This window comes from Nitratireductor indicus C115 (assembly GCF_000300515.1).
GTDB classification, from domain to species: Bacteria; Pseudomonadota; Alphaproteobacteria; order Rhizobiales; family Rhizobiaceae; genus Nitratireductor; species Nitratireductor indicus.
Genome location: NZ_AMSI01000007.1, coordinates 105,819 through 126,670, shown reverse-complemented (window position 1 = coordinate 126,670; position 20,852 = coordinate 105,819). Strand labels below are relative to the sequence as shown.

The following is a 20,852-nucleotide window of genomic DNA, read 5'->3' as shown; positions in this document are numbered from 1 at the left end:
CATGGCCCCCGTCAATGCAGATCAAGGTCTGGTCATCGTTCCCGCGGGTGCCGGCGCGGGCAAGACCCACCGCATCAAGACCCAGCTGTCCGATTGGGTGAAACGCGGCATTGTCCGGCCCGAACGTATCCTTGCCGTCACCTTTACCGAGGCCGCGGCTGGCGAGTTGCGCGAAAGGATCCGTGCCGGCCTTCTGGCCGATGGACTGGTCGCCGAGGCGATGGCGGTCGAGCGCGCCTATGTCTCGACCATACATGGACTGGGCCTGCGGCTTTTGACCGAACATGCTCTGGCGGCTGGCGCCTCGCCGCAGCCGCGCCATCTGGGCGATGCCGAGCGGGATCTGCTGATCCGTCAGGCACTGGCACATGCCAAGGCGCTGGACCCGATCAAGGCCGCGCCCGAGCGGTTCGGTTACGCCCCGAACTTCGTGAAGGGCGAGACGGTCGAAGACAGTTTGCGCGCCCGGGTGCTATCGATGATCGACCTCTTGCGCGGCCTTGGGGACAAGGGGCGTGACGCTGGCCTGATCGCTCCGGCACTGACGCGGCTGGATGCGGTTTACGGGCCGGTTCTGGATGACCCTATCGCCGCGACCACCGCGTTGCAGACGGCCGTGCAGGTCATGATCGCAGCCTTTCCCGAGGGAGGCATGGCCGGGATCACCGCCAAAACCAATGTCGAGAAGCTGGAGAAAAACCTCGCGCTTTTCAAACGTGTTGATCGCGCGCCCGATCTTCTGGATCGGGATTGGCAGGTCTGGAACGATCTGCGCAGCCTGTTCATCTCTAACCGCTCCAGCAAGACGCCTGCGGGATATGACGACCTTGCCACGGCGATCATGGCGGCGGCGGATGTGCTGCCCTGCCATCCCGGCCCGCTGGCCGATGCTAAGCTGCACCTGTCCTGCCTAATCGCCTGCGCGCAAGAGGTGATGGCGGCCTATGAGACCCGCAAGAAGGCGCTCGGCCTGATCGACTTTGCTGACATGATCACCGGGGCTGAGCACCTGCTCCGCACCGACCTCGCCGTGCGGCAAGCGGTGCTGGACGAGATCGACTGCGTCATCATCGACGAATTCCAGGACACCAACCCCGTGCAATTCGCGCTTTTGTGGCAGCTGGGCCAGCACGCGCCGCGCACACTGCTGGTGGGCGATGTCAAACAGTCGATCATGGGGTTTCAGGGCGCCGATCCGCGCCTATCGACAGCGCTGGCGGCGGCAAATCCCGATGCGACCCAGCCTTTGGACCGCAACTGGCGCTCGACCCCAGCCATCATGCAATTCGTCAATGCGATGGGGGCTGGCCTCTTTGGGCAGGCCTATAACCCGCTGGTGCCGACCCGCGATGCGGTCGCAGGTCCCGCGATCGAGGTGCTGAACGCTACGCAGGGACGGCGCTCACAAAAGTATTCGCAGCCCCCAGAACACATCGCCGAGCGCATCGCCCGTATCCTGACTGATACTGAGACTATCACCGACCGCCACACGAAGGCCGCCCGACCGGCTCGGCCCTCGGATATCGCGCTGTTGGTCTGTCGCCACACCACCGCCGCCCGCTATGCCGAGGAACTGCGCGCGCGCGGCGTTCCGGTGCGGATCGCCGAGGATGGCTGGGCGAAAAGTCCGGTGATTGTTGCCGCCCGCGCCGCGCTGGCCTTTGCCGCCAATCCGGCGGATATCCATGCTGGGCTACTCTTGCGCACGCTTGGCCCGGACCCACTGTCCTTGCAGGAGGCGCTATCCGCCCAAATGGAAGGGCGGTTGGTGGATGACCCGGTGCTGATGCGGCTCGCCGCTCTGTCGAACCTTTTGGCCCGCCTGCCGGTGGGTGCGGCCCTTGATCTGGTGTTGGATGCCGCCGGCCTGCGCCTCTGGGCCGAACGTCAGCCTGACGCCGCCCAATCCCGCGCCGATCTTATGCGGCTAGAGGCTGAGGCGGGTGAGTTCGAAGCCGCGCATCGCGATCTCAAATCCGCCTCGGGGTTCCACGGCGAGACTGCCAAGGTCTTTCTCGGCTGGCTCGACGCCCGTGGAGGCGAGCGCGATTTCGACCGTCATCCCGATCCTTCCGCCAACAGCGCCGAGGCCGTGGAGATCGTCACCTGGCATGCCTCCAAAGGGCGGGAATGGCCGATCACTGTCGTCGCAGAGTTCGACTATGGTATCGAGGAACGTGCGGGGACCACTGCGACCCGTTTCGATGCCTTGGACCGCATCGACGATATGGCGGTGGTGCTAGGGTCCGCGAGCCTGATCCACACGCCTGGCTTTGCCGCGCCCGAGGCGACCCGCCGTTTTATCGAAGACCGTCGCGCCGATTTTGAAGCCAATGCGAAAAACCTTCTCTATGTCGCCCTGACCCGTGCCCGTGACCGGCTGGTGCTGGAATGGCCGGGTTTTCTGAAGGACCGCGAAGAAGACGCGCCCGAGGCTATGAACCTGTTTCATATCCTGTCCGATACTTGCGCGCCGCAGATCGGGGTGGGCAGCCTCCGCATCAATGGCGTGGATTGCCCGGCGCGGATCACGCAACTGCCTGAAGAGGCGGGATTTACCGAGTACCCAGGCGGTGCGACAGCCTCAGCGCTGCGATTCGGTGCTGCTGCGCCGTTGCCCGTGACACCGCTGACGCCCTGGCGGCTACAGCCCTCGCAAACCCGTAGTGCGGGGGTGCCGCCCGTGTCCCGCCGTATCAACATCGGAGCACCCTGGCCAAAGGCACTGAACGATGCCTACCGCGGCACAGCACTGCATCTGGCGCTGCGCACATACCTGACCCGGCCCGATCTGGCCCCGGCTTTGGCTCTCGCGACCGGGCTTGACGACGCCACTCTTGCGCTAGTGGCCGAGCGCGCCACGGCGCTGAAAGCCTGGCTTGCCGATCAGGGCTATACGGATCTGCGTGCCGAGATTCCGGTGCTTGGCCACACGCCCGAAGGTGCAGAGATCCCCGGTGCCCTCGACCTTCTCGCCATCGGCCCGGCAGGCGCAATGCTGATCGACCATAAATCCGGCGGCGTTGGTGACGGGTTTGGCCCCTATTGGCCACAGCTTTCCAGCTATGTCGGACTGTTGGCCGGACTATACCCGCAGCATCCGCTGCAGGGCGTGGCGGTGTTCTGGGTCGATCACGGCTGGCTGGAACTGGCAGATGAGGGCGCGTCAGCGGGAGCTTTCGCACAGGCCAGAGTTAACTGATGACTTGGGGAATACTTGCGCCCGATACCGTGGTTTCGCAACGGCGCCAGCAGAACCTCGGGCTTGCGGCGGCGGTTCGTCATTTCAATGATCGGGCGGTCCCCGGAATCGGCGGCATGTGGTTTCCCATGCCCATCCTTTGGTCGGTTCTGGCGATCTCTATCGCCGAGGAACTTGGTGTGCCAGCACTGCCTGTCGGCAACGCGGTCGAAGCGCGCGTCATGCTTGAAGTCATCGCGGGCCCGCAGGATCGCCGCGTGCGAGGGGCGAGGAAGATGCAGGGCTTGAAGGATAGCAGTTTCCACAATCTAAGGCGTCGCGGAACTTATGTGGTTCAGCCGATCCGCATGGCGATGGTGCAGCCTCTGGTCGCACTCGGGTTCGTGCAGGGCAGCCGCTACGGCGCGTTCCGCATACATAGCGCTGGCAGAGAGCTGTTGGAGCTGAATGCGATGAAAGAACCGCGCCGTTTGCTTGGTGCCTGGGCGCATGGCAGACAGCCACATGGCCTGAAGGAGGCCCTGGCAGTGCTTTCCCCGGTTGGGGCTGTCCCGGAAGCGGTGCGTAAACTGATCCTTGCCCGATTGCTCGACGGAAATGATCCCGGCTCGACCCGGCGCCGGGATCTGGCGCGCCTCGGCACTGGCCCCAGTTCCACGCATTTGGACCAGGAAACCGCATTGGCGGGGGTTGCGCCGGATCACTGGTCAGATCTGCGCGCCGGAGCGGCTTTTATGGATATTCGCGATGCCGCGTTGACGGTGTTGGACCAGTTGGAACAGCACCTGCTGAAGCTTCGCGACGATAATCAGCCTGTGCGCCTTTCAGAAGCGGAGGCAGCCGAAGTCGCCGTCGAGCCGCTGAAACAATTGCGAGATCTGGCCTCGGCAAAAGGCGCGCTTGTCGATCAGGGCAATGAGGAGACTAGCCGCAGATTGATCGCGGAAATCCGAAATCTGTCCGATCAGCAGCTGATCCAGAGGCTGGCCGAGCGCGATTCTACCGTAATTTGTCAGTGCGAAGGCCACATTGTTCTCGGGCCGGCTGCGGGCGAGTTGCGGGGCAGCTCGGAGACCCAGGACGAGAATCGGCCTCCTCAGGACGAGGCCTTCGCGCCGCAGCTTTTCCGGCTGCACAATCTTCATTGTCTGGTGACGGAGCTGTCCGGAAAGGTGAACCCGGGCAGCCGTGACGCGGGATCGGAGGCCGTCTGATGCAGAACACGACGCTCTACTCCCTCTTCATGCCGCCCGAAGATTGTTATGGCGACTTTGGCCTTATGTGCGGCTTCACCGCGACGCGGCAGGTCCTGGGGCAGATCCGCCGAACATTCACAGGCGAGATGGCGCGCCCGGTGCTGGCCGCCTTCATCCATCCAACCGTGAATGCGATCTCGGACGTTCCGGGACTTGCCTGGATGTGGATGCGCCTCGTGGGACGCGGCTACAACCTTCTCCATGCCAAGGTGGCGCTTCTGGGTTTTCGCAAGCGCGGCGGAGATGGCTATGTCATTCGCCTCGCTGTCAGCACGGGGAACTGGACACAGGATCCGCTTACTCGCAGCATCGACCTGTTCTGGTCGATCGATCTGGACTCTGCTGTGCCTGACGCACAGGACATAGCCGATATCCGCGCCGCGCATGAGATGTTTGGCTGGCTGCGCGAGCGGGCAGATTGCGCCCTGATCGAACGCAGTTTTGACGGGCACCGGCCAGACGCCTTGCTGGAGGCCGCGATCACAGCCTTGCCCACGTCATCCGCGCGTCCCCGCTTCATCGACAGCCGCAATCAGGCGCTGTTTCCTCAGGTGGTCGAGCGCCTGGGTACGAAGAAGAAGGCCGACCGTCTCATCCTCGGGTCTGGCTATTTCGAGAGCGACGGCGATGGTGCTGCTGGCCTGCCAGAGCGACTGCGCCGCGCATTGGTGCAGGAGAAATCCCTGACGAAAACAGCGGCTCTTGACCTGTTTCTCAACCCGTCCTCCTGTCAGGGGCTTGCTGCCCGGGCCGGTGCCTTGATTGACGCAGGCTGGAACTTGCGCCCTCCGCGCTCTGTCTTGCATGGAACTGATGGGTGCCTGCATGCAAAATTTGTGGTGCTGGCGTCGGGCGAGACCGAGGCCTCGGGACGGGCTTATCTTGGATCCGGCAATCTGAGCATGAACGGGTTTGAGCGTGCCGCAAGCGCCGGGGGAAACCTTGAGGCAGGTGTGATCGTCGATCTGCCGGGGGGGCTGAAATGGCCGCGACGCAGAGACACGCGGAACGGTATCGCCGCTGTTTTGCCGATCCAGTTCACTGATGTGGTGACGCCCGAGGCCCTGCAGCAAGGGGAAGGCTTTGTGCGCCCCGATGAGCCAGAAACCCAGCCGCCAGTTGCGTGGCTTATATGGCAAGACGGGGTGCTCTCGGCCCCCGAAGATAAATCGGTGATGGTGATTGGTGTCGATGCGGCTCAGGCCCAGACACCTTGTCCATGGCCTGCACCGGCTCCAGCGATTGTGACACTCGCGGAGGGCGGCTGGCGGCTGCCTGTCATTTCTTCCGAAGCACTTGTTGTCGCTCGCCCCTCCGATATGTCGGTCGAAGATATCCTTGCCAGCCTTGGCTCATTTCCCGAGCCAGGTGATGCTGACAGCGAAGATGAGGGTGAGGAAGGCGAAGAGCCGCTCACCGACGCCTCAGATACCACCGAAGCTCCGCCAGCTGCCTATCCCATTCGCAGGATGATGGAACTTCTGGTGCGTCTTTGTGAGACACAGGCAAGGTTGGACCCGCGGGACTGGCAAAGGTGGTGTCGGGAGTTGCAACAGAACCTTTGCGCTATCGCGTCTCGCGAAAAAACGATGCTCGAGTTCTTCCGGAAGGCTAGGGCAAATCCTCTGCCTGCTCTAGCAGATCCGCGTATGCGCCCGGAAGGGGTTTCGCCAGACCTATTGAGAGATACGCTTTTGGCAGTGTCCGTCGCGTGGGAGCTCAGCGCTTACCCATCGCTCTGGGAACGGGAGGCCGCGTGATGGTGGACTGGAACGAGGTCGCGAGCATTCTGGATCGTATCGCAGGGACGTCTGATGATACCCTGCTAGATCATGGCCAGAAGGCGAGTGTCACAGAACTAGCGTGCCGTATCCGGGCGGGCCAACGCTCGGCCCTGCTGGCTGATGAGGTGGGTATGGGCAAGACCCGCATTGCGGCGGCACTGATCGCAGCGGTGCGGGAGGCGGGCGGGCGCAGCGCCATTGTTCTGCCCGCGGGCCTTGGGGCACAATGGCAACAGGAACTGAAACGGTTCAACGCCGACGACAAGACATTGCTGCCGCTGCGCAGCTATGATGGTTTCATCTCCGGTTTCTTGCACGATACCGATGCGGAGGGGAGCGCAAGACGGATACACAGCCATAAGGAGTGGCTTTCGGATCGCCGCAAGCAGCGTGAGTTGCCGGAGAACGGCTGGGCCGCCGAAGAGATCATAATGATCTCTCATTCCTTCGCGAACATGCAGTTTCCCAATCGTGGAGAAGGCCCCGCTGGAGGCTGGCGCCGGGAACTCTTACCCAACGTCGCCCGCCTGATTGACGGCCGACGGCGCAACTTCATGCGCGAAAATTTCCATTCGGGTGAGGTGGGCTATGTATATGCCAGTCGCCGTGCGGCGCGGCACATTGCCCAAACGATTCTGGACCACGAACTGCCGCGCGATGCCATTAACGGCGATCAGAAATGGCTTTCGGCGGACGATTACAAGAACAGGATCCTGCCGCTGATCGGCTATGGCCTGGGTCAGTTTGATCTCATAGTCGTTGACGAAGCCCACAAGGCGCGCGGCGCAGATTCAAGCCTTTCGCGCATTCTCGGCCCGGTAAGCTGGGAAGCGGATGATCCTTTTCGTCTGGGCATGACCGCAACCCCGGTCGAGCTGGACTCCAGCCAGTGGATCGACACGCTGGAGCGGCTCAATGGTCGCGATGGCAATCAGGATATGACTGCGCTCGCAGCGCTGACGGAATGGATCACCGGCTATGTGGATGTTGTTCGTCGGATTCAAACCGAAGAACTGGACGAGACGCTGACCGGGGAATTCGAGACCTCCGCCCGGCAGTTCTGCGCAGCATTGCGACCATACGTCCTGCGCCGGGACAAACGCAGTGACCCCGAATTCTGCGTCTTCAAAGACAGTCATGGTGATTATCGTGAGGTCACCGATATCCCGGTTTCACCGGAGGCAGAGGGTTTTACCCGTGACTGGTTGCGCCGCTTTTGTGCGGCTGAGGCGCTGTCGTTACTCCCTCAGGATGATCCGCGTGTGAAACGGGTCAGGCTCGCCGTTGCCCAGGGGTATGGGTTCGGCTTTGGAGAGGATGAGGAAGACAGCCCTTCTGGCATGACAGATGCAAAACTCGTTGGTCCGGCGGGGTTTTGGACGGAAGCTTTCACCGCTGAGAGCAACGACATCTATAGCCACCCTGCGATCCTGGCGGCTGTGAGACAAATCGAGGCCTATACACGGGCCGGCGAGAAAGTGCTCGTCTTCGGCAGGTTCCTGACGCCGATGAATGTGCTGACCAGACTGCTGGACGCGCGTGAGATGCTGCGTCGTTTGCGAGACGGACAGCACTGGCCTGCCAGTGGGATCGGGGAAAGCAATATAGCAGCCGTCATTGCGGCGATGAGGGATCCTGATCTTGCGGTGGCGGGTGGGGTCGACGAAATCGATGTGATGTTGAAAACCCGCTATCAGGAGTGGGCGAGCGAGCGCCGGGCTGAACTCGCACGGCTTCATCGGGAGTTGGAAGACCTTGCGCTGGAGGGAGGAGCTGCTGCATTTCTGTCAGAGATTCTGCGCCATGAGGACGGCAAACAAGACCTTCAATTCGGGGCATTGCTCGAGGCACTTGGTGGCAGGCGGGAAGTTGCGGGCGCTTCCTGGACGGGGCGGGAAATGCTCGGGCTGTTCGAAAAACTGCTCATGGAGCTTGCCGGGGATGATGAAGCAGAGAACAACGATACGCAGAAAGCCAGGCTGGATGCCTGGCTGAACGATTATTCCGGGCGCGAGGGCAACTTCGCCAGGATGATGTCAGGCGCAACCGCACCGCAAACGCGGCGTATGCTGCAATCTGCATTCAACCGGTCGTCCAGTTGGCCGATGGTGCTACTCGCGCAATCCCGCGTCGGGCGTGAGGGCCTGAATCTGCATGAGGCCTGTCGCACAGTGATTCTACTGCACGCGGAGTGGAATCCCGGCATTGTCGAGCAGCAGATTGGGCGTGTGGATCGCAAGAACAGTCTTTGGCTTCGCGAATGGCGGAAATGGAGGGATCATGGTGATGGTCTCCCGCCCCGCATTCGGGTTCACCCTGTTGTCGTCAGTGGCACATACGACGATCACAACTGGCAGGTTCTCAAGGCGCGTTGGCTGGAACTGAGGGCGCAGTTGCATGGCGATGTCCTGCGTCCCGTTCCAGGTCGGTCAGAGGTGATAGATGACAAACGAACCTGCGCTGACCGCGTTCGGCGCGCAGTGCCGGATTTTTCGCCGCCGCTCTCAGCTTGCGATATCAGCTCGCTGGATTGATCGCCTGAAGCGTCACCAACGTGCCTTGCCGCCCTTCTAGAATCCCGCGCGCATCTTCAAGCCGGCCTATTCCAGCAATCCCGCCCGCGTTCGCAAAATCGCACGCCGCTTCGACTTTCGGTCGCATGGACCCGGCCGCGAACATATCGCTGGTCAATTCGGCAGGCGTTACTTTGCGGATCGGCCGCCTATCCACCGTTCCCCACCCCTCATAAACGGCGTCCACGTCGGTCAGCATCAGGAAAGCGTCGGCCCCGAGCGCCCTGGCGAGAAGCCCGGCTGCTTTGTCCTTGTCGATCACCGCTTCCAGTCCCCGAAGCGTCCCATCGGCTTCGCGCATGACCGGGATACCTCCACCGCCGGCGCAGATGACAGTGACGCCAGCCTCCACAAGGAGCCTGATCGTCTCGATCTGGGTAATATGCTGAGGTAGTGGTGACGGGACGACCCGGCGCCAGCGGCCCTGCGCTTCTTCTACCATCGGCCAGCCATATGCCTCTTTCGCCTTTAGCGCCTCGTTCTGCGTGTAGACCGGACCTATCGGCTTTTCCGCGCGAGCGAAGGCGGGATCGTCCCGGTCCACCTCGATCTGGGTCAGCAGTGTCGCGATCCTTGAACCCGCAGGCATCGCATTGGTCAGCTCCTGCTCGACCAGATAGCCGATCATGCCGACGCTCTCTGCACCCAGGACATCGAGCGGATAGGGGTCGACGTCTTTGTAGGCCGCCGCCTGCAAGGCGAGGAGACCGACCTGTGGTCCGTTTCCATGGGCGACCACGATGTCATGGTCGCGCGCCAGATCGGCCATCGCTGCGGCCGCCTTGCGAACGTTGGTGCGTTGCGCATCGGCCGTCATTGGCTCGCCGCGCTTGAGGAGCGCATTACCGCCCAGTGCTATCACGACCCTCATGTCACGACCCCAAGGTTGCGACCAGCAGGGCCTTGATCGTGTGCATTCGGTTTTCCGCCTGGTCGAAGACGATGGACGCTTCGGACTCGAAGACCTCTTCGGTCACTTCCATGCTGTCGATGCCGTATTGCTGGAAGATCTTCTCGCCGACCTCGGTCTCGCGATTGTGGAACGCGGGCAGGCAGTGCATGAATTTCGCATGCGGATTGCCCGTCGCCGCCATGATGCCAGCGGTGACACGATAGGGTGTGAGCAGTTCAATGCGTTCCTTCCAGACCGAGTCCGGCTCCCCCATTGACACCCACACATCGGTGTAGACGAAATCGCAGCCGTTGACGGCCTCGTAAGGATCTTCGGTCAGGGCGATCTTCGCACCGGTCCTGGCTGCGATCTCCTGGCACTGACGCACCAAATGGTCCTCAGGCCAGCAGGCTTTCGGCGCGCCGAGGCGCACATCCATGCCGATCTGCGCGGCGCCTGCCAGCAGCGAGTTGCCCATGTTGTTTCCGGCGTCACCGAGGAAGGCGAAACTTACCTGGGACAGGTGCTTGCGCGTGTATTCCCGCATGGTCAGGAAATCGGCGAGAATCTGCGTCGGATGGAACTCGTCGGTCAGTCCGTTGTAGACCGGAACGCCGGCATAGGCCGCCAAGGTTTCCGCCTGTTCCTGTCCGAAGCCGCGATACTCGATGCCGTCATACATCCGCCCGAGAACGCGGGCGGTATCCTTCATCGACTCCTTCTTGCCGATCTGGGTGCCGGTTGGCCCGAGATAGGTAACGTGGGCGCCCTGGTCATAGGCGGCCACCTCGAAACCCGTGCGTGTGCGCGTCGAATCCTTCTCGAAGATCAGCGCGACGTTCTTGCCTTTCAGGCGTTGCTCCTCGTAGCCGCCATATTTCGCCTGCTTGAGCGAAGCTGACAGTTTGAGCAGGAAACGGATCTCGTCCGGCGTGAAATCGAGCAGCTTCAGGACACTGCGACCTCTCAGGTTAACGGGCATGATAGACCTCCTTTAAACCGGATCCCGGATGAGGGGGCACGTCATGCAATGACCGCCACCCCTGCCGCGGCCGAGTTCGGCGCCCGGCACGGTGATGACCTCTACGCCTGCCTTGCGCAGTTGGGTGTTGGTGTAGGTGTTGCGGTCGTAAGCGACGACGACGCCAGGCTCGAGCGCCACGACGTTGTTGCCGTCATCCCATTGCTCGCGTTCAGCGACATAGGCATCGCCGCCCGTCTCGACCACGCGCAACTGCTTCAGCCCCAGCACCTCGGCCGCGACCTCTACGAGCGGCCGCTCTTCCTTGCGTACATCGATCGTGCCTTCGCGCTCGCCCGGACGAATGGAATAGGGCTCGATCTTGTGGGCGACATCCGCAAACAGCGTCACGAGATCGCGGTCGCAGAAGCTGAAGACGGTGTCGAGGTGCATGGAGGCGCGCTCGATAGGCAGTTTGCAGGCGATCACTCTTTCCGCGCCGCCCTGTGCGAACAGCGACCGCGCGAGCTGACCGACGGCCTGTGGTGTCGTCCGCTCGCCCATGCCCACAAGAACCGTTCCGTTGCCGATCGGCATGACGTCGCCCCCCTCGAGAGTGGCAAGGCCGTGGTCCTTGTCGGGATCGCCCCACCAGACCGGGAAGCCCATGTCGCGGAAATCCGGGTGGAAGCGATAGATGGCGGCGATGTTGACGGTCTCGAGCTTGCGCGCGTTCCAGCGCATCGGATTGAGCGTGACGCCGCCATAGATCCAGCAGGTCGTGTCACGGGTAAAGAGGTGATTGGGAAGCGGCGGCAGGACAAAATCCTCCGGCCGCAGCGTTTCGGCGAGAAGGCCGGCGCTTTTGATCGGTAACTCCGTCTTGCTCAGTCCGCCCAGCAGGATCAGGGAAAGGGCGTCCGCCTCGATCTCCATCAGATGCGCCCTGAGATCATCGGCGAAGCCGACGCCAACCGTGTCGTCATTGACCCGCCGTTCAAGAAGCCATCGGCGAGCCTCGGGAATCTGTAGCGTTTCTACCAGCATCTCGCGCAGAAACACGACCTCGACGCCGCGATGGCGCATGGCGTCCACGAAGGTCAGATGCTCGACGCGGGCCTGCTTGACCCAGATGACGTCGTCGAAGAGCAGTTCGTGGCAATTCGACGGGGTGAGCCGGGCAAGCGCTGCCCCAGGTCGATGGACCAGAACGCGCCGAAGCTTGCCGACCTCGGAATGGACTCCGTAGGCGTGGGGCATGACAATCTCCTTCAGACGATGATGGCGGCGATGCTGAGGCTCGCCATGATGATGACGGTGAGGATCACGAGAAGCGGCCACATGAAGCGCAGCCACCGTTCGTATGGGATGCGACCTATGGCGAGCGCACCCATGACCACGGCGAAGGTCGGATTAATGAGATTCACGATGCCATTCGCCGACTGATAGGCAGTGACCACCAGATCGCGGCCCACGCCGGCAAAATCGGCGACCGGGGCCATGATCGGCATCGACAGGACTGCAAGACCCGACGACGACGGCACGAAGAACGACAGCAGGATCTGAAGCCAGTACATCACGTTGATAAAGGCGACCTTGCCGAGGCCTGCGACCGAACCTTCGGCCCAATGCAGTATGGTGTCGGTAATCTTGCCCTCATCCATGATGACAACGATGCCGCGCGCCAGACCTATGATCAGGGCAACACCGAGAAGGTCGCGTGCTCCGTTAACGAAGGCATCCGTGAAGTTCTTCTCACCCGTTCGCGCAATGACGCCTATGACAATGGCGGAGGCGAGGAAGAGACCGCTCATCTCGCCCATCCACCAGCCGCCCTTGAGCACACCCCAGATCATCACCACGAAGGTGATGCCGAAGACCGCAAGCACGACCTTGTGTACCAGGGTGAAGTCGATCGTCCCCTCGTGATGAGCGCTGAGGAAAAGCTTCTCGTTGTCGGCTTTCATGTCGTAGACGAGCGATTTGCTCGGATCGAGCCGAACCCGTTCCGCATAGCGCATGACGTAGGCAACGCAGGCGAGCCAGCTCAGCCCGAGAATGACGACGCGCAAAACCAGCCCTTGCGTGAACGGCACGCCGGCCGCGTCAGAGGCGATAACGGTGGCAAATGCGTTGACCGTGGACCCCAAGACACCAACGCCTGCTCCAAGGAGGATGATGGCGACGGCGGTAACCGCGTCATATCGCGCGGCGATCATAATCGGGATCAGCAGCATATAGAAAGCGAGCGTTTCTTCGGCCATTCCATAGGTGGTGCCGCCGAAGGCAAACAGCGCCATCAGGAACGGGATCATCCACTTTTCCCGTCCCTTGAGCTTGGCCATAGCGCGCTCGATTCCGGCATTTATCGCGCCTGTCGAGGTGACGACCCCGATGAACCCGCCAATCACCAGGACGAAAAGAGCGACATCGATGGCGTTTGCGGTGCCGGCTGCGGGGTCGTAGAACCCGCGGATTGGCGCCATGATGATGTCGACTATCCCCTGCGGCGCCGGCTCAGCGACCGCATAGGTCCCGGCGACGGGCACTTGCTTGTTCAGGGCCGCATTCTGAACACGGTCGTACTGCCCGGCCGGTATGATCCATGTGAGTGCGGCGACTAGAACGATCAAGCCAAAGAGGATGGTGAATGCGGTTGGGAACTGAAAACGTCGTTCCTCCGGTGCTTCAGAAACAGTGCTCATACCCCCTCCCAGGAAATAGTTGACAAGCTAAGCTGGCATCTGACCGCAAGCGAATGCTCCGGAACAGAGAAAGGCTTCTCCATCGAGCCAAAGTGACCATTGCTTATTTTCTAGGCCAGGGAATTGATCTGAGTCAACAGATGATGACTAGTAGAATTCAACGCTATGGCACTTTCCCGAAGGCTGATTCCTGGGCTGTTGTGTTCAACCAAAGCGTCGGTCAACGATCTCGCGCTGCATTGTCTGCTTGCTGACCGAATTCTGGGAAAGGAGCCGCGCTTCGATATCCGGCGCAGTCAGGTAAGGTATACCGGATGCCAAGCGTAGATATCGATCAACATCGGTTTGGGCGAAGACAATATCAAGTCGGTTTGCCGGAGAAGCTCGCACCCGGTATGCCCTCGATGACACATTTCACGGCCCGGAGTTGAAGATCTGTCAAATGTACTCCGGTGACCGCGACCGTCCCGCCGTGCACGTCGATCTTCAGCCTTTCCGGATCAAATCCGAGGTCATTGCGGATACGCGCCGAAGCTGCAAGCCTGATACCTTCGTCTCCACGCGCAATGTGTTCGATACCCGAAAAGGAGGTCGCCTTTAAAAGGTCGCGGCGGCTGACGATCCCGATAACCGCACGGTCGGACGTTACCGGAATACGCTTGATGTTGCGGCTCAGCATCATCTCGGTCACCGTCGCCAAGGAGGTGGTATCAGCTACTGTCACAACTTCCGGGGACATGACATCACCAACGCGCCAGCTGTTGCAATGAATGTAATTTTTAAGATCGTTCTCATCGGTCATCGGATGGTCCTGCCGATCGAGCAAAGACCTTCCGATCTCCTTGCGGGACATCAGATCGCCTTCCGTAATGATCCCAACGAGCTTTCCGTCGCTATCCGTCACCGGCAGACCGCTGACGCCACGCTCCAGCATGACTGAAACAGCGTGACGCACATGAGCATCCACACTGATCGTGGCAACGTCCCGCGTCATGATGTCGGATGTGATCATGTCTAACCCCTTTTCAAAAACCGCAGCGCCAAACTGATCAGGCTGCCTTGCCTGTCATGTCGAGAACCACACGGCCGTCGACGCGGCCGGCTTTCAGCTCCTGAAATATCCGGTTGATGTCCTCAAGCGGCGCCGGCGTGACCTGAGCCTTGATTTTGCCTTCGGCAAAAAAGGCGATGGCCTCGTCAAGATCCCGGCGCGTGCCGACGATTGAGCCCCGCACGGTTATGCGCTTCAGGACGACATCGAAAATAGGGGTCGCGAATTCGCCTGGCGGCAATCCGACCAAAGCAACGGTGCCTTTTCGTCGAACGAGCTGGAGCGCCTGCGAGAACGCCGGAGGCGATACCGCGGTGACGAGCACTCCGTGTGCTCCGCCGCCTGTTGCTTCGAGGGCCTCGGCGATGGCGTCCGGGGACCGCGCGTCAAGCGCCAGATCGGCTCCGGTTCTTCTGGCCAATGTGAGCTTCTCAGACGCCAAATCCAGTGCAACGACCTTCAGTCCCATTGCTTTGGCGTATTGGATGGCTACCTGGCCCAGGCCGCCGATGCCGGAGATTGCGACCCATTGCCCGGGTCGCGCTTCGGTTTCCTTGAGCCCTTTGTAAGTCGTGACCCCGGCGCAGAGAATAGGCGCGACCGCCGCGAAATCAACGTCGTCAGGCAGTCTTGCGGCGAATGCAGCATTGGCAATCGCGTATTCCGCGAAGCCTCCATCGCAGCTGTAGCCCGTATTGTGTTGATGCTTGCAAAGCGTCTCCCAGCCGGTTTCGCAATGTTCGCACCGCATGCAGGCGTCATGGAGCCATGCGATGCCGACGGCATCGCCGATTACAAAGTCCGTGACACCTGGACCGAGTGCCGCGACGGTGCCTGCTACCTCATGGCCGGGAATGAAGGGCAGGGATGGCTTGACCGGCCAGTCGCCGGAGGCGGCATGCAGATCGGTGTGGCACACGCCACAGGCGGCCACTTTCACCAGCAGTTCGCCCGGGCCGGGTACGGGTATCGGAACGTTTTCGATCAACAGTGGCTTTCCGAATTCATGAACAATTGCAGCTTTCATAAGTCCTTGCATGACGACAAACCTCCCGTTCGAATAAATCGCTGCTGTATTTCGATCGATTACCTGGATAAGGCTGCGCGGATCACCGCGGCCTCACTTATTGCAAGAAGGTTCGGAAGCGGCGGAGCGCAAACACAAAGAGCGCCGCGCCGATCAGCACGAGAGCCAGCAGCTGTGGCCAGACCACATCGAGGCCCGCGCCGCGAAACAGGATCGATTGTGCAAGGATCACGAAGTGGGTGTTTGGCGCCGCGAGCATGATGTCCTGAATGATCTGCGGCATGCTTTCGCGCGGTGTGAGGCCGCCCGAAAGGACCTGAAGAGGAAGCAGGACCAGCATCAGCAGCAGGCCGAACTGCGGCATCGAGCCGGCGATGGTGGCAAGGAAAATTCCCATGCATGTGGTGGCGATGAGCTGCAACGCTGCACCCGCCAGAAAAAGGCCGACGGAACCCTGGATCGGCACCTGAAGAACCCCCTGCACGACGAACACGATCGACACGGCGCAGGCAACAAGCACGACCAGCCCCATCGACCATATTTTGCTCAGCATGATCTCTGTCGGCGTCACCGGCATCACGAGAAGATGCTCGATGGTGCCATGCTCGCGTTCACGTATGAGCGCCGCGCCCGTGAGCACGATCGAAAGCATCGTGATCGATGAGATCACATTGGAAATGGCGCCGAACCAACCCTTGTTGAGCTCCTGGTTGAAGCGAGAACGCAGAGCGAGATCCACAGGAACCTCGGTGGTTCCACGGTAGCGGTCGAGATACTCGTTGACTTCGCTGGAAACGATGGACTGGATATAGCCGCCGCCGCTGAAGGCCTGCGACATGCGGGTGGCGTCGACATTGAGCTGGATCGTCGGCGTTCGACCGGCAAGCAGATCACGCTGGAAATTCGGGGGAATGTCGAGGGCGAAGGTGTCGAGCCCCGCATCCATGCGACTGTCCATCTCATGCTGCGATATGATCTTGGGAATGGAAAAATAAGGCGGATAGAACGCGGTCAGGATCCGGGAGGAGACAGGCGACTGGTCCTCGTCGACGACGGCGATGGCTGCCTTGTTGAGCGTCTCGGGCATCGAGGTCGAGGCCGTGTAGATCGACAGGGTGAAGGCATAGAGGATAAGGACGACAAGCATAGGGTCCCGGGCGAGACCGCGTAGCTCCTTGACGCCGAGTTGAAGGATATTGGCCAAGCGCATGGATCACCCCGCCTGTTTCTTGAGGAGCGCCGCGCTGCTGGCGAGAAGAACCGGGACAGCGATCAGGAGCGGGATGAAGGACGCTGCGAGATCGCGGAACTCCAGCGCTTTGGAGAACGTACCGCGGGCGATTGTGACGAAGTAGGTCGCCGGATAGATCTGTCCGATAAATGCGCCGGCCCCCTCCAGGGAGGAGACCGGATCGATCATTCCGGAATACTGGACGGCCGGAATGAGTGTGATCAGCGCGGTCCCGAAGATCGCAGCGATCTGGCTGCTCATGAAGGTGGAAATGAGAAGTCCCAGCCCGGTCGCCGCCGTGACGTAGAGAAGTGCAGCACCGGTCAGCGTCAGGAAGCTGCCTGTCACCGGCACCCGGAACACGAAGATCGCGAAGGCCGTCAACATGAAGAAGTTGAGCATGGCAAGCGCGGTATAGGGTAACTGCTTGCCGAGGAGGAACTCCACCCGAGTGACGGGCGTCACGTAGAAATTGATGATAGAGCCGAGTTCCTTTTCGCGCACGACGCTCAGAACGGCGAGCATGGCGGGGATCATCATCAACAGCATCGGGATGACGGCCGGCACCATGGCCTTGAGGCTCTCGACGCTCGGATTGTAGCGGTATCGAAGGGCGATCTGGAAGGTGCCGGTGGTTGCCGCGTCGCCATAGAGTTCACGTGCCTTCTGGGTGAGCCATGTCTGATGCATGCCTTGCACATAACCCCGCACAGTCTCGGCCCGCGAAGGCATTGCACCGTCGATCCAGGCGCCGATTTCGACCTTGGTGCCCCGCGCGACATCGCGCCCGAAGCCTGGCGGGATCTCCAGTGCGAGGCTGAGTTCGCCATTGCGCATGCGTCGATCGAGGTCGTTGTAATCGACGATCGGCGCCTTCTCCGTGAAATAGCGGGATCCGGCGATCTGGAGTGTGTAGTCGCGGCTGATCGTGGTGTCGTCCCGGTCGAGCACGGCAAAGGACAGGTTCTCGATATCCATGTTGATGCCGAAGCCCACGACGAACATCAAAATGACGCTGCCGAGAATGGCGAGCGTCGCGCGGATCGGATCCCGGCGCAATTCGAGCGATTCCCGCCGCGTATAGGCGAGCATACGGCGTAGGTTGAAAGTCGAGCTGGCGGATGAAGCCGGCGGGGGCGCGGCGGCTTCATCCGCCTCTTCACGCTGCGCGATTGGGGCGGACGCAGGTGAAGTCTTGTCGCCGATAGCCTCCTCCAGATAGGAAATGAAGGCTTCCTCCAGCGTCCCAGCTGAACGCTTTTCGATGATGCCGCGTGGCGTGTCGCTGACAAGCACTTTGCCGGCATGCATGAGTGAAATACGGTCGCAAAGCTCGGCTTCGTTCATGAAATGGGTCGAAACGAAGATCGTCACGCCATCCTTGCGCGACAGGTCGGAGAGGATCTGCCAGAACCCGTCGCGCGCCACCGGATCGACGCCCGATGTTGGTTCGTCCAGGATCAGAATGTCGGGCGCGTGGATCATCGCTACGGCGAGCGACAATCTCTGCCGGATGCCGAGCGGCAACGCATCCGGCAACGTATCCATGATTTCATCGAGGTCGAAACGTTCGGCCATGTCTGCAATGCGCGCCGGGATTTTATCGGGCGGCAGGTTGAAGAGCCTGGCGTGCAAGTCGAGGTTCTGGCGAACCGTAAGCTCGGTGTAGAGCGAGAAGGCCTGGCTCATATAGCCGACCTTCCGCCTGACCTCGATATCTTTCGGATCGACCTCGTGGCCGAACAGCTTTGCGGTTCCCTCGCTCGCCGGCAGGAGGCCGGTGAGCATCTTCATGGTCGTGGTCTTGCCGCAGCCGTTCGAGCCGAGGAACCCGAAGATTTCGCCGCGCGGAATCTGGAAGCTGACATTGTCGACGGCGGTGAAGTCGCCGAAACGCATGGTCAGGTGTTCGGCTTCGATGGCGAAGTCCGACCCTCCCTCATCGGATCGGGGCGGTATGACCACCTCGTGGTGACCGGAACGCCTTTCTTCAGGAAGAAGGGCGACGAAGGCGGCATCGAGATTGGCCGCTCCGGTGCGGGCGAGCAACTCCTGCGGCGTACCCGTGGCAAGGATCTTGCCGTCATCCATGGCAACCAGCCAATCGAAGCGCTGCGCCTCTTCCATATAGGCGGTCGCGACGACGACGCTCATCGACGGGCGGTCGCGGCGGATATCGTCGATCAGCTCCCAGAATTGCCTGCGTGACAGGGGATCCACGCCTGTCGTCGGTTCGTCGAGGATCAGCAGATCCGGGTCGTGGATCAGGGCGCAGCAAAGTCCGACCTTCTGCTTCATACCGCCCGACAGTTTGCCGGCCGGGCGGTCGGGGAAGGGGGCCAACCCGGTACGCCGGAGCAGGTCGTCGATGCGGAGTTCACGCTCGCGCTTGTCCTGGCCGAACAGGCGCGCGAAAAACTCGATGTTCTCGAACACCGACAGTGTCGGGTAGAGGTTCTTTCCGAGACCCTGGGGCATGTAAGCGATCTGCGGGCAGGTCCGGTCGCGGTGCTTCTTGTCGGCGATGTCGCCGCCTAGCACATCAATATGGCCGTCCTGGATCTTGTGGGCGCCCGCAATCAGGCTGAGCAGACTGGATTTTCCGACGCCGTCCGGGCCTATCAGCCCGACCATGATGCCGGCGGGAATGTCTAGGCTGACAGCATCAAGGGCGCGCGTCTTGCCGTAAGACAGGCTGACGTCCTTAATTCTTACCACTGCGGCAGAGGGCTCCTGCGCGTCGTGCACTCCCGACGACAGGCTGCTCATTTCACCAGGGCCTCGGTGAGATGTGCAGGCCATTCGGCATCCTGCGCAATGCGGACATAGGCCATCCCGGGGAGCCCCGTCTTGACGTACTGAATGTGCTCGCGCAGCAGTTCCGGCGATATTTTCGCCCTGATGCGGAACATCAGCTTCTGGCGTTCCTCCTCGGTCTCGACGGTCTTGGGGGTGAATTGCGCGACGTCCGCCACAAAGCTTGCGGTGGCGGGTATGACGTATTGAGGAGCGGCGTCGAGAACCAGACGAACCTCAGATCCCATCTGAATGCGGCCCGCTTGCTCGGTTGGCAGGAAGAAAGTCATGTAAACGTCGCTCAGGTCGACAATGTTGAGGACGCGGCCTCCCGACGACAGCACTTCGCCCGGCTGGGCTACGCGGTACTGTACGCGCCCTTCGCGGGGTGATCTCAGCGTGCTGTCATTGATATCCGCAACGATGCTTTCGATGGCCGCCTGGGCGGCCACGACAGAAGCTTCTGCATCAGTGATCTGGGCCTTGGCGGCACCGATGGCAGCATCGGAGGCGGAAAGTGAAGCCTTCGCAGCCGCGACGGCTGCCCGTGCTCTCTGTGCCGATGCCCTGTCGTCATCAAGTGTTTGCAGCGATGTCGTATTGGTTCTGATCAGTTGCTCGGTGCGTGCGAGTTTCCGCTCGGCAGCATCCTGCTCGGCTTCGTGTTGGCCGATCACCGCAGCGGCAGCTTCACGCTCCGCCTCGCGCTGCGACAGAAGGCTTCTTGCCGTATCGACGCTGATGACGGCGCGCTGCAGCGAGGCTTCTGCCTGTTTTTTCTGCGCCTCCAGCTGCTGTGTGTCCATGGTAGCGAGCACCTGGCCGGCTGTTACGAATGAGCCTTCCTCAACCAGGATCTCCTTGATCCGGCCCGCGGTCTTCGTGGAGATATCGATTTCCGTGGCCTCGATCCGACCGTTTCCGCCGGCGATCCCGGCCGGCAGCCCCGATGCATCATAAATGCGCAAGCCGTAATAGGCTCCGGCGACCACGGCAATGACGACGATCGCGACTATCCAGTTCTTGAGCGATTTCACGCGCGGACCTCCCCTTGCGGAGCGGCCGCACGAGCGTACCGCGGATGGCTATGGAGACTATCTGAGGTCATCATGCGAAATTTCATTGTCATGGAAAAGACCCTGTGTTGGTCATGGAAAGCGGCGCTCGGGCAAACACGAGACGGTCCCGCTTCCTTTCCCGGGTGCGAACGAGCGATTGATTGCGCGCGATAATCGAGAGAGCGTGGAAGTCGGGTGAGAATGAGCCGTCGCGGCGCTCTGCTGCCTTCGCACGGCCTGCAACTAATCTGCCTTGTGGTCTCGAGATTCAAACCTAATAGAAAGCTCGTCGTAGACGGGTTTTTTTGCACGTTCT

At 61.2% G+C, this 20,852-nt stretch carries 13 protein-coding genes; 4 read left to right on the top strand and 9 right to left on the bottom strand.

Annotated features, from left to right (window positions below; translation table 11 throughout):
• The first annotated feature begins 1 nt into the window (after position 1).
• From NA8A_RS11820 to NA8A_RS11805, 4 genes are read left to right on the top strand one after another with little or no spacing between them, the layout of a single operon-like run.
• The gene (locus NA8A_RS11820) at positions 2-3,202 is read left to right on the top strand and encodes a UvrD-helicase domain-containing protein (protein WP_009450518.1); all 3,201 of its coding nucleotides are present in this window, start codon (positions 2-4) and stop codon (positions 3,200-3,202) included.
• On the top strand, positions 3,202-4,416 hold the full coding sequence (locus NA8A_RS11815; RefSeq protein ID WP_009450517.1) for a hypothetical protein: 1,215 nt from the start codon (positions 3,202-3,204) through the stop codon (positions 4,414-4,416). Before NA8A_RS11820 ends, NA8A_RS11815 begins: the two co-directional genes overlap by 1 nt.
• Entirely contained in the window at positions 4,416-6,218 is a 1,803-nt protein-coding gene (locus NA8A_RS11810) for a phospholipase D-like domain-containing protein (protein ID WP_009450516.1), read from the top strand. Before NA8A_RS11815 ends, NA8A_RS11810 begins: the two co-directional genes overlap by 1 nt.
• Entirely contained in the window at positions 6,218-8,776 is a 2,559-nt protein-coding gene (locus NA8A_RS11805) for a DEAD/DEAH box helicase family protein (RefSeq protein WP_009450515.1), read from the top strand. The genes NA8A_RS11810 and NA8A_RS11805 overlap by 1 nt, the downstream gene beginning before the upstream one ends.
• Here the strand turns inward: NA8A_RS11805 and arcC are convergent.
• The 9 genes from arcC to NA8A_RS11760 all read right to left on the bottom strand — a co-directional run bounded on the left by arcC (position 8,760) and on the right by NA8A_RS11760 (position 20,515).
• Complete coding sequence (gene arcC / locus NA8A_RS11800; RefSeq protein WP_040672458.1) at positions 8,760-9,686, bottom strand: carbamate kinase; 927 nt, start codon at positions 9,684-9,686, stop codon at positions 8,760-8,762. The genes NA8A_RS11805 and arcC overlap by 17 nt on opposite strands.
• Before the next feature lies 1 nt (position 9,687).
• The gene (argF, locus tag NA8A_RS11795; protein WP_009450513.1) at positions 9,688-10,689 is read right to left on the bottom strand and encodes an ornithine carbamoyltransferase; all 1,002 of its coding nucleotides are present in this window, start codon (positions 10,687-10,689) and stop codon (positions 9,688-9,690) included.
• Between the two features lie 12 nt (positions 10,690-10,701).
• Positions 10,702-11,928 (bottom strand): arginine deiminase, encoded by a 1,227-nt coding sequence (gene arcA / locus NA8A_RS11790; RefSeq protein WP_009450512.1) that lies wholly within the window; start codon positions 11,926-11,928, stop codon positions 10,702-10,704.
• Positions 11,929-11,939: 11 nt separating this feature from the next.
• Positions 11,940-13,373 (bottom strand): YfcC family protein, encoded by a 1,434-nt coding sequence (locus tag NA8A_RS11785; protein WP_009450511.1) that lies wholly within the window; start codon positions 13,371-13,373, stop codon positions 11,940-11,942.
• A 361-nt stretch (positions 13,374-13,734) separates the two neighbouring features.
• Complete coding sequence (locus tag NA8A_RS11780) at positions 13,735-14,385, bottom strand: CBS domain-containing protein (protein ID WP_009450508.1); 651 nt, start codon at positions 14,383-14,385, stop codon at positions 13,735-13,737.
• Between the two features lie 37 nt (positions 14,386-14,422).
• Positions 14,423-15,463, bottom strand: coding sequence for an alcohol dehydrogenase AdhP (adhP, locus tag NA8A_RS11775; RefSeq protein ID WP_040672457.1), 1,041 nt, complete (start codon positions 15,461-15,463; stop codon positions 14,423-14,425).
• An 85-nt stretch (positions 15,464-15,548) separates the two neighbouring features.
• The gene (locus tag NA8A_RS11770) at positions 15,549-16,661 is read right to left on the bottom strand and encodes an ABC transporter permease (RefSeq protein WP_009450506.1); all 1,113 of its coding nucleotides are present in this window, start codon (positions 16,659-16,661) and stop codon (positions 15,549-15,551) included.
• 3 nt (positions 16,662-16,664) lie between these two features.
• Positions 16,665-19,451, bottom strand: coding sequence for a ribosome-associated ATPase/putative transporter RbbA (gene rbbA, locus NA8A_RS11765; protein ID WP_009450505.1), 2,787 nt, complete (start codon positions 19,449-19,451; stop codon positions 16,665-16,667).
• Positions 19,448-20,515, bottom strand: a complete 1,068-nt coding sequence (locus NA8A_RS11760) for an HlyD family secretion protein (RefSeq protein ID WP_009450504.1) — start codon at positions 20,513-20,515, stop codon at positions 19,448-19,450. Before NA8A_RS11760 ends, rbbA begins: the two co-directional genes overlap by 4 nt.
• Between the last annotated feature and the right edge of the window lie 337 nt (positions 20,516-20,852).

Bases quoted from the DNA above. Each gene is read 5' to 3' on its own strand.
- arcC (WP_040672458.1), bottom strand. From the start codon at position 9,686: ATGAGGGTCGTGATAGCACTGGGCGGTAATGCGCTCCTCAAGCGCGGC.
- argF (WP_009450513.1), bottom strand. From the start codon at position 10,689: ATGCCCGTTAACCTGAGAGGTCGCAGTGTCCTGAAGCTGCTCGATTTC.
- NA8A_RS11820 (WP_009450518.1), top strand. From the start codon at position 2: ATGGCCCCCGTCAATGCAGATCAAGGTCTGGTCATCGTTCCCGCGGGT.
- arcA (WP_009450512.1), bottom strand. From the start codon at position 11,928: ATGCCCCACGCCTACGGAGTCCATTCCGAGGTCGGCAAGCTTCGGCGC.
- adhP (WP_040672457.1), bottom strand. From the start codon at position 15,463: ATGCAAGGACTTATGAAAGCTGCAATTGTTCATGAATTCGGAAAGCCA.
- NA8A_RS11810 (WP_009450516.1), top strand. From the start codon at position 4,416: ATGCAGAACACGACGCTCTACTCCCTCTTCATGCCGCCCGAAGATTGT.
- NA8A_RS11805 (WP_009450515.1), top strand. From the start codon at position 6,218: ATGGTGGACTGGAACGAGGTCGCGAGCATTCTGGATCGTATCGCAGGG.
- NA8A_RS11815 (WP_009450517.1), top strand. From the start codon at position 3,202: ATGACTTGGGGAATACTTGCGCCCGATACCGTGGTTTCGCAACGGCGC.
- NA8A_RS11785 (WP_009450511.1), bottom strand. From the start codon at position 13,373: ATGAGCACTGTTTCTGAAGCACCGGAGGAACGACGTTTTCAGTTCCCA.
- rbbA (WP_009450505.1), bottom strand. From the start codon at position 19,451: ATGAGCAGCCTGTCGTCGGGAGTGCACGACGCGCAGGAGCCCTCTGCC.
- NA8A_RS11780 (WP_009450508.1), bottom strand. From the start codon at position 14,385: ATGATCACATCCGACATCATGACGCGGGACGTTGCCACGATCAGTGTG.
- NA8A_RS11770 (WP_009450506.1), bottom strand. From the start codon at position 16,661: ATGCGCTTGGCCAATATCCTTCAACTCGGCGTCAAGGAGCTACGCGGT.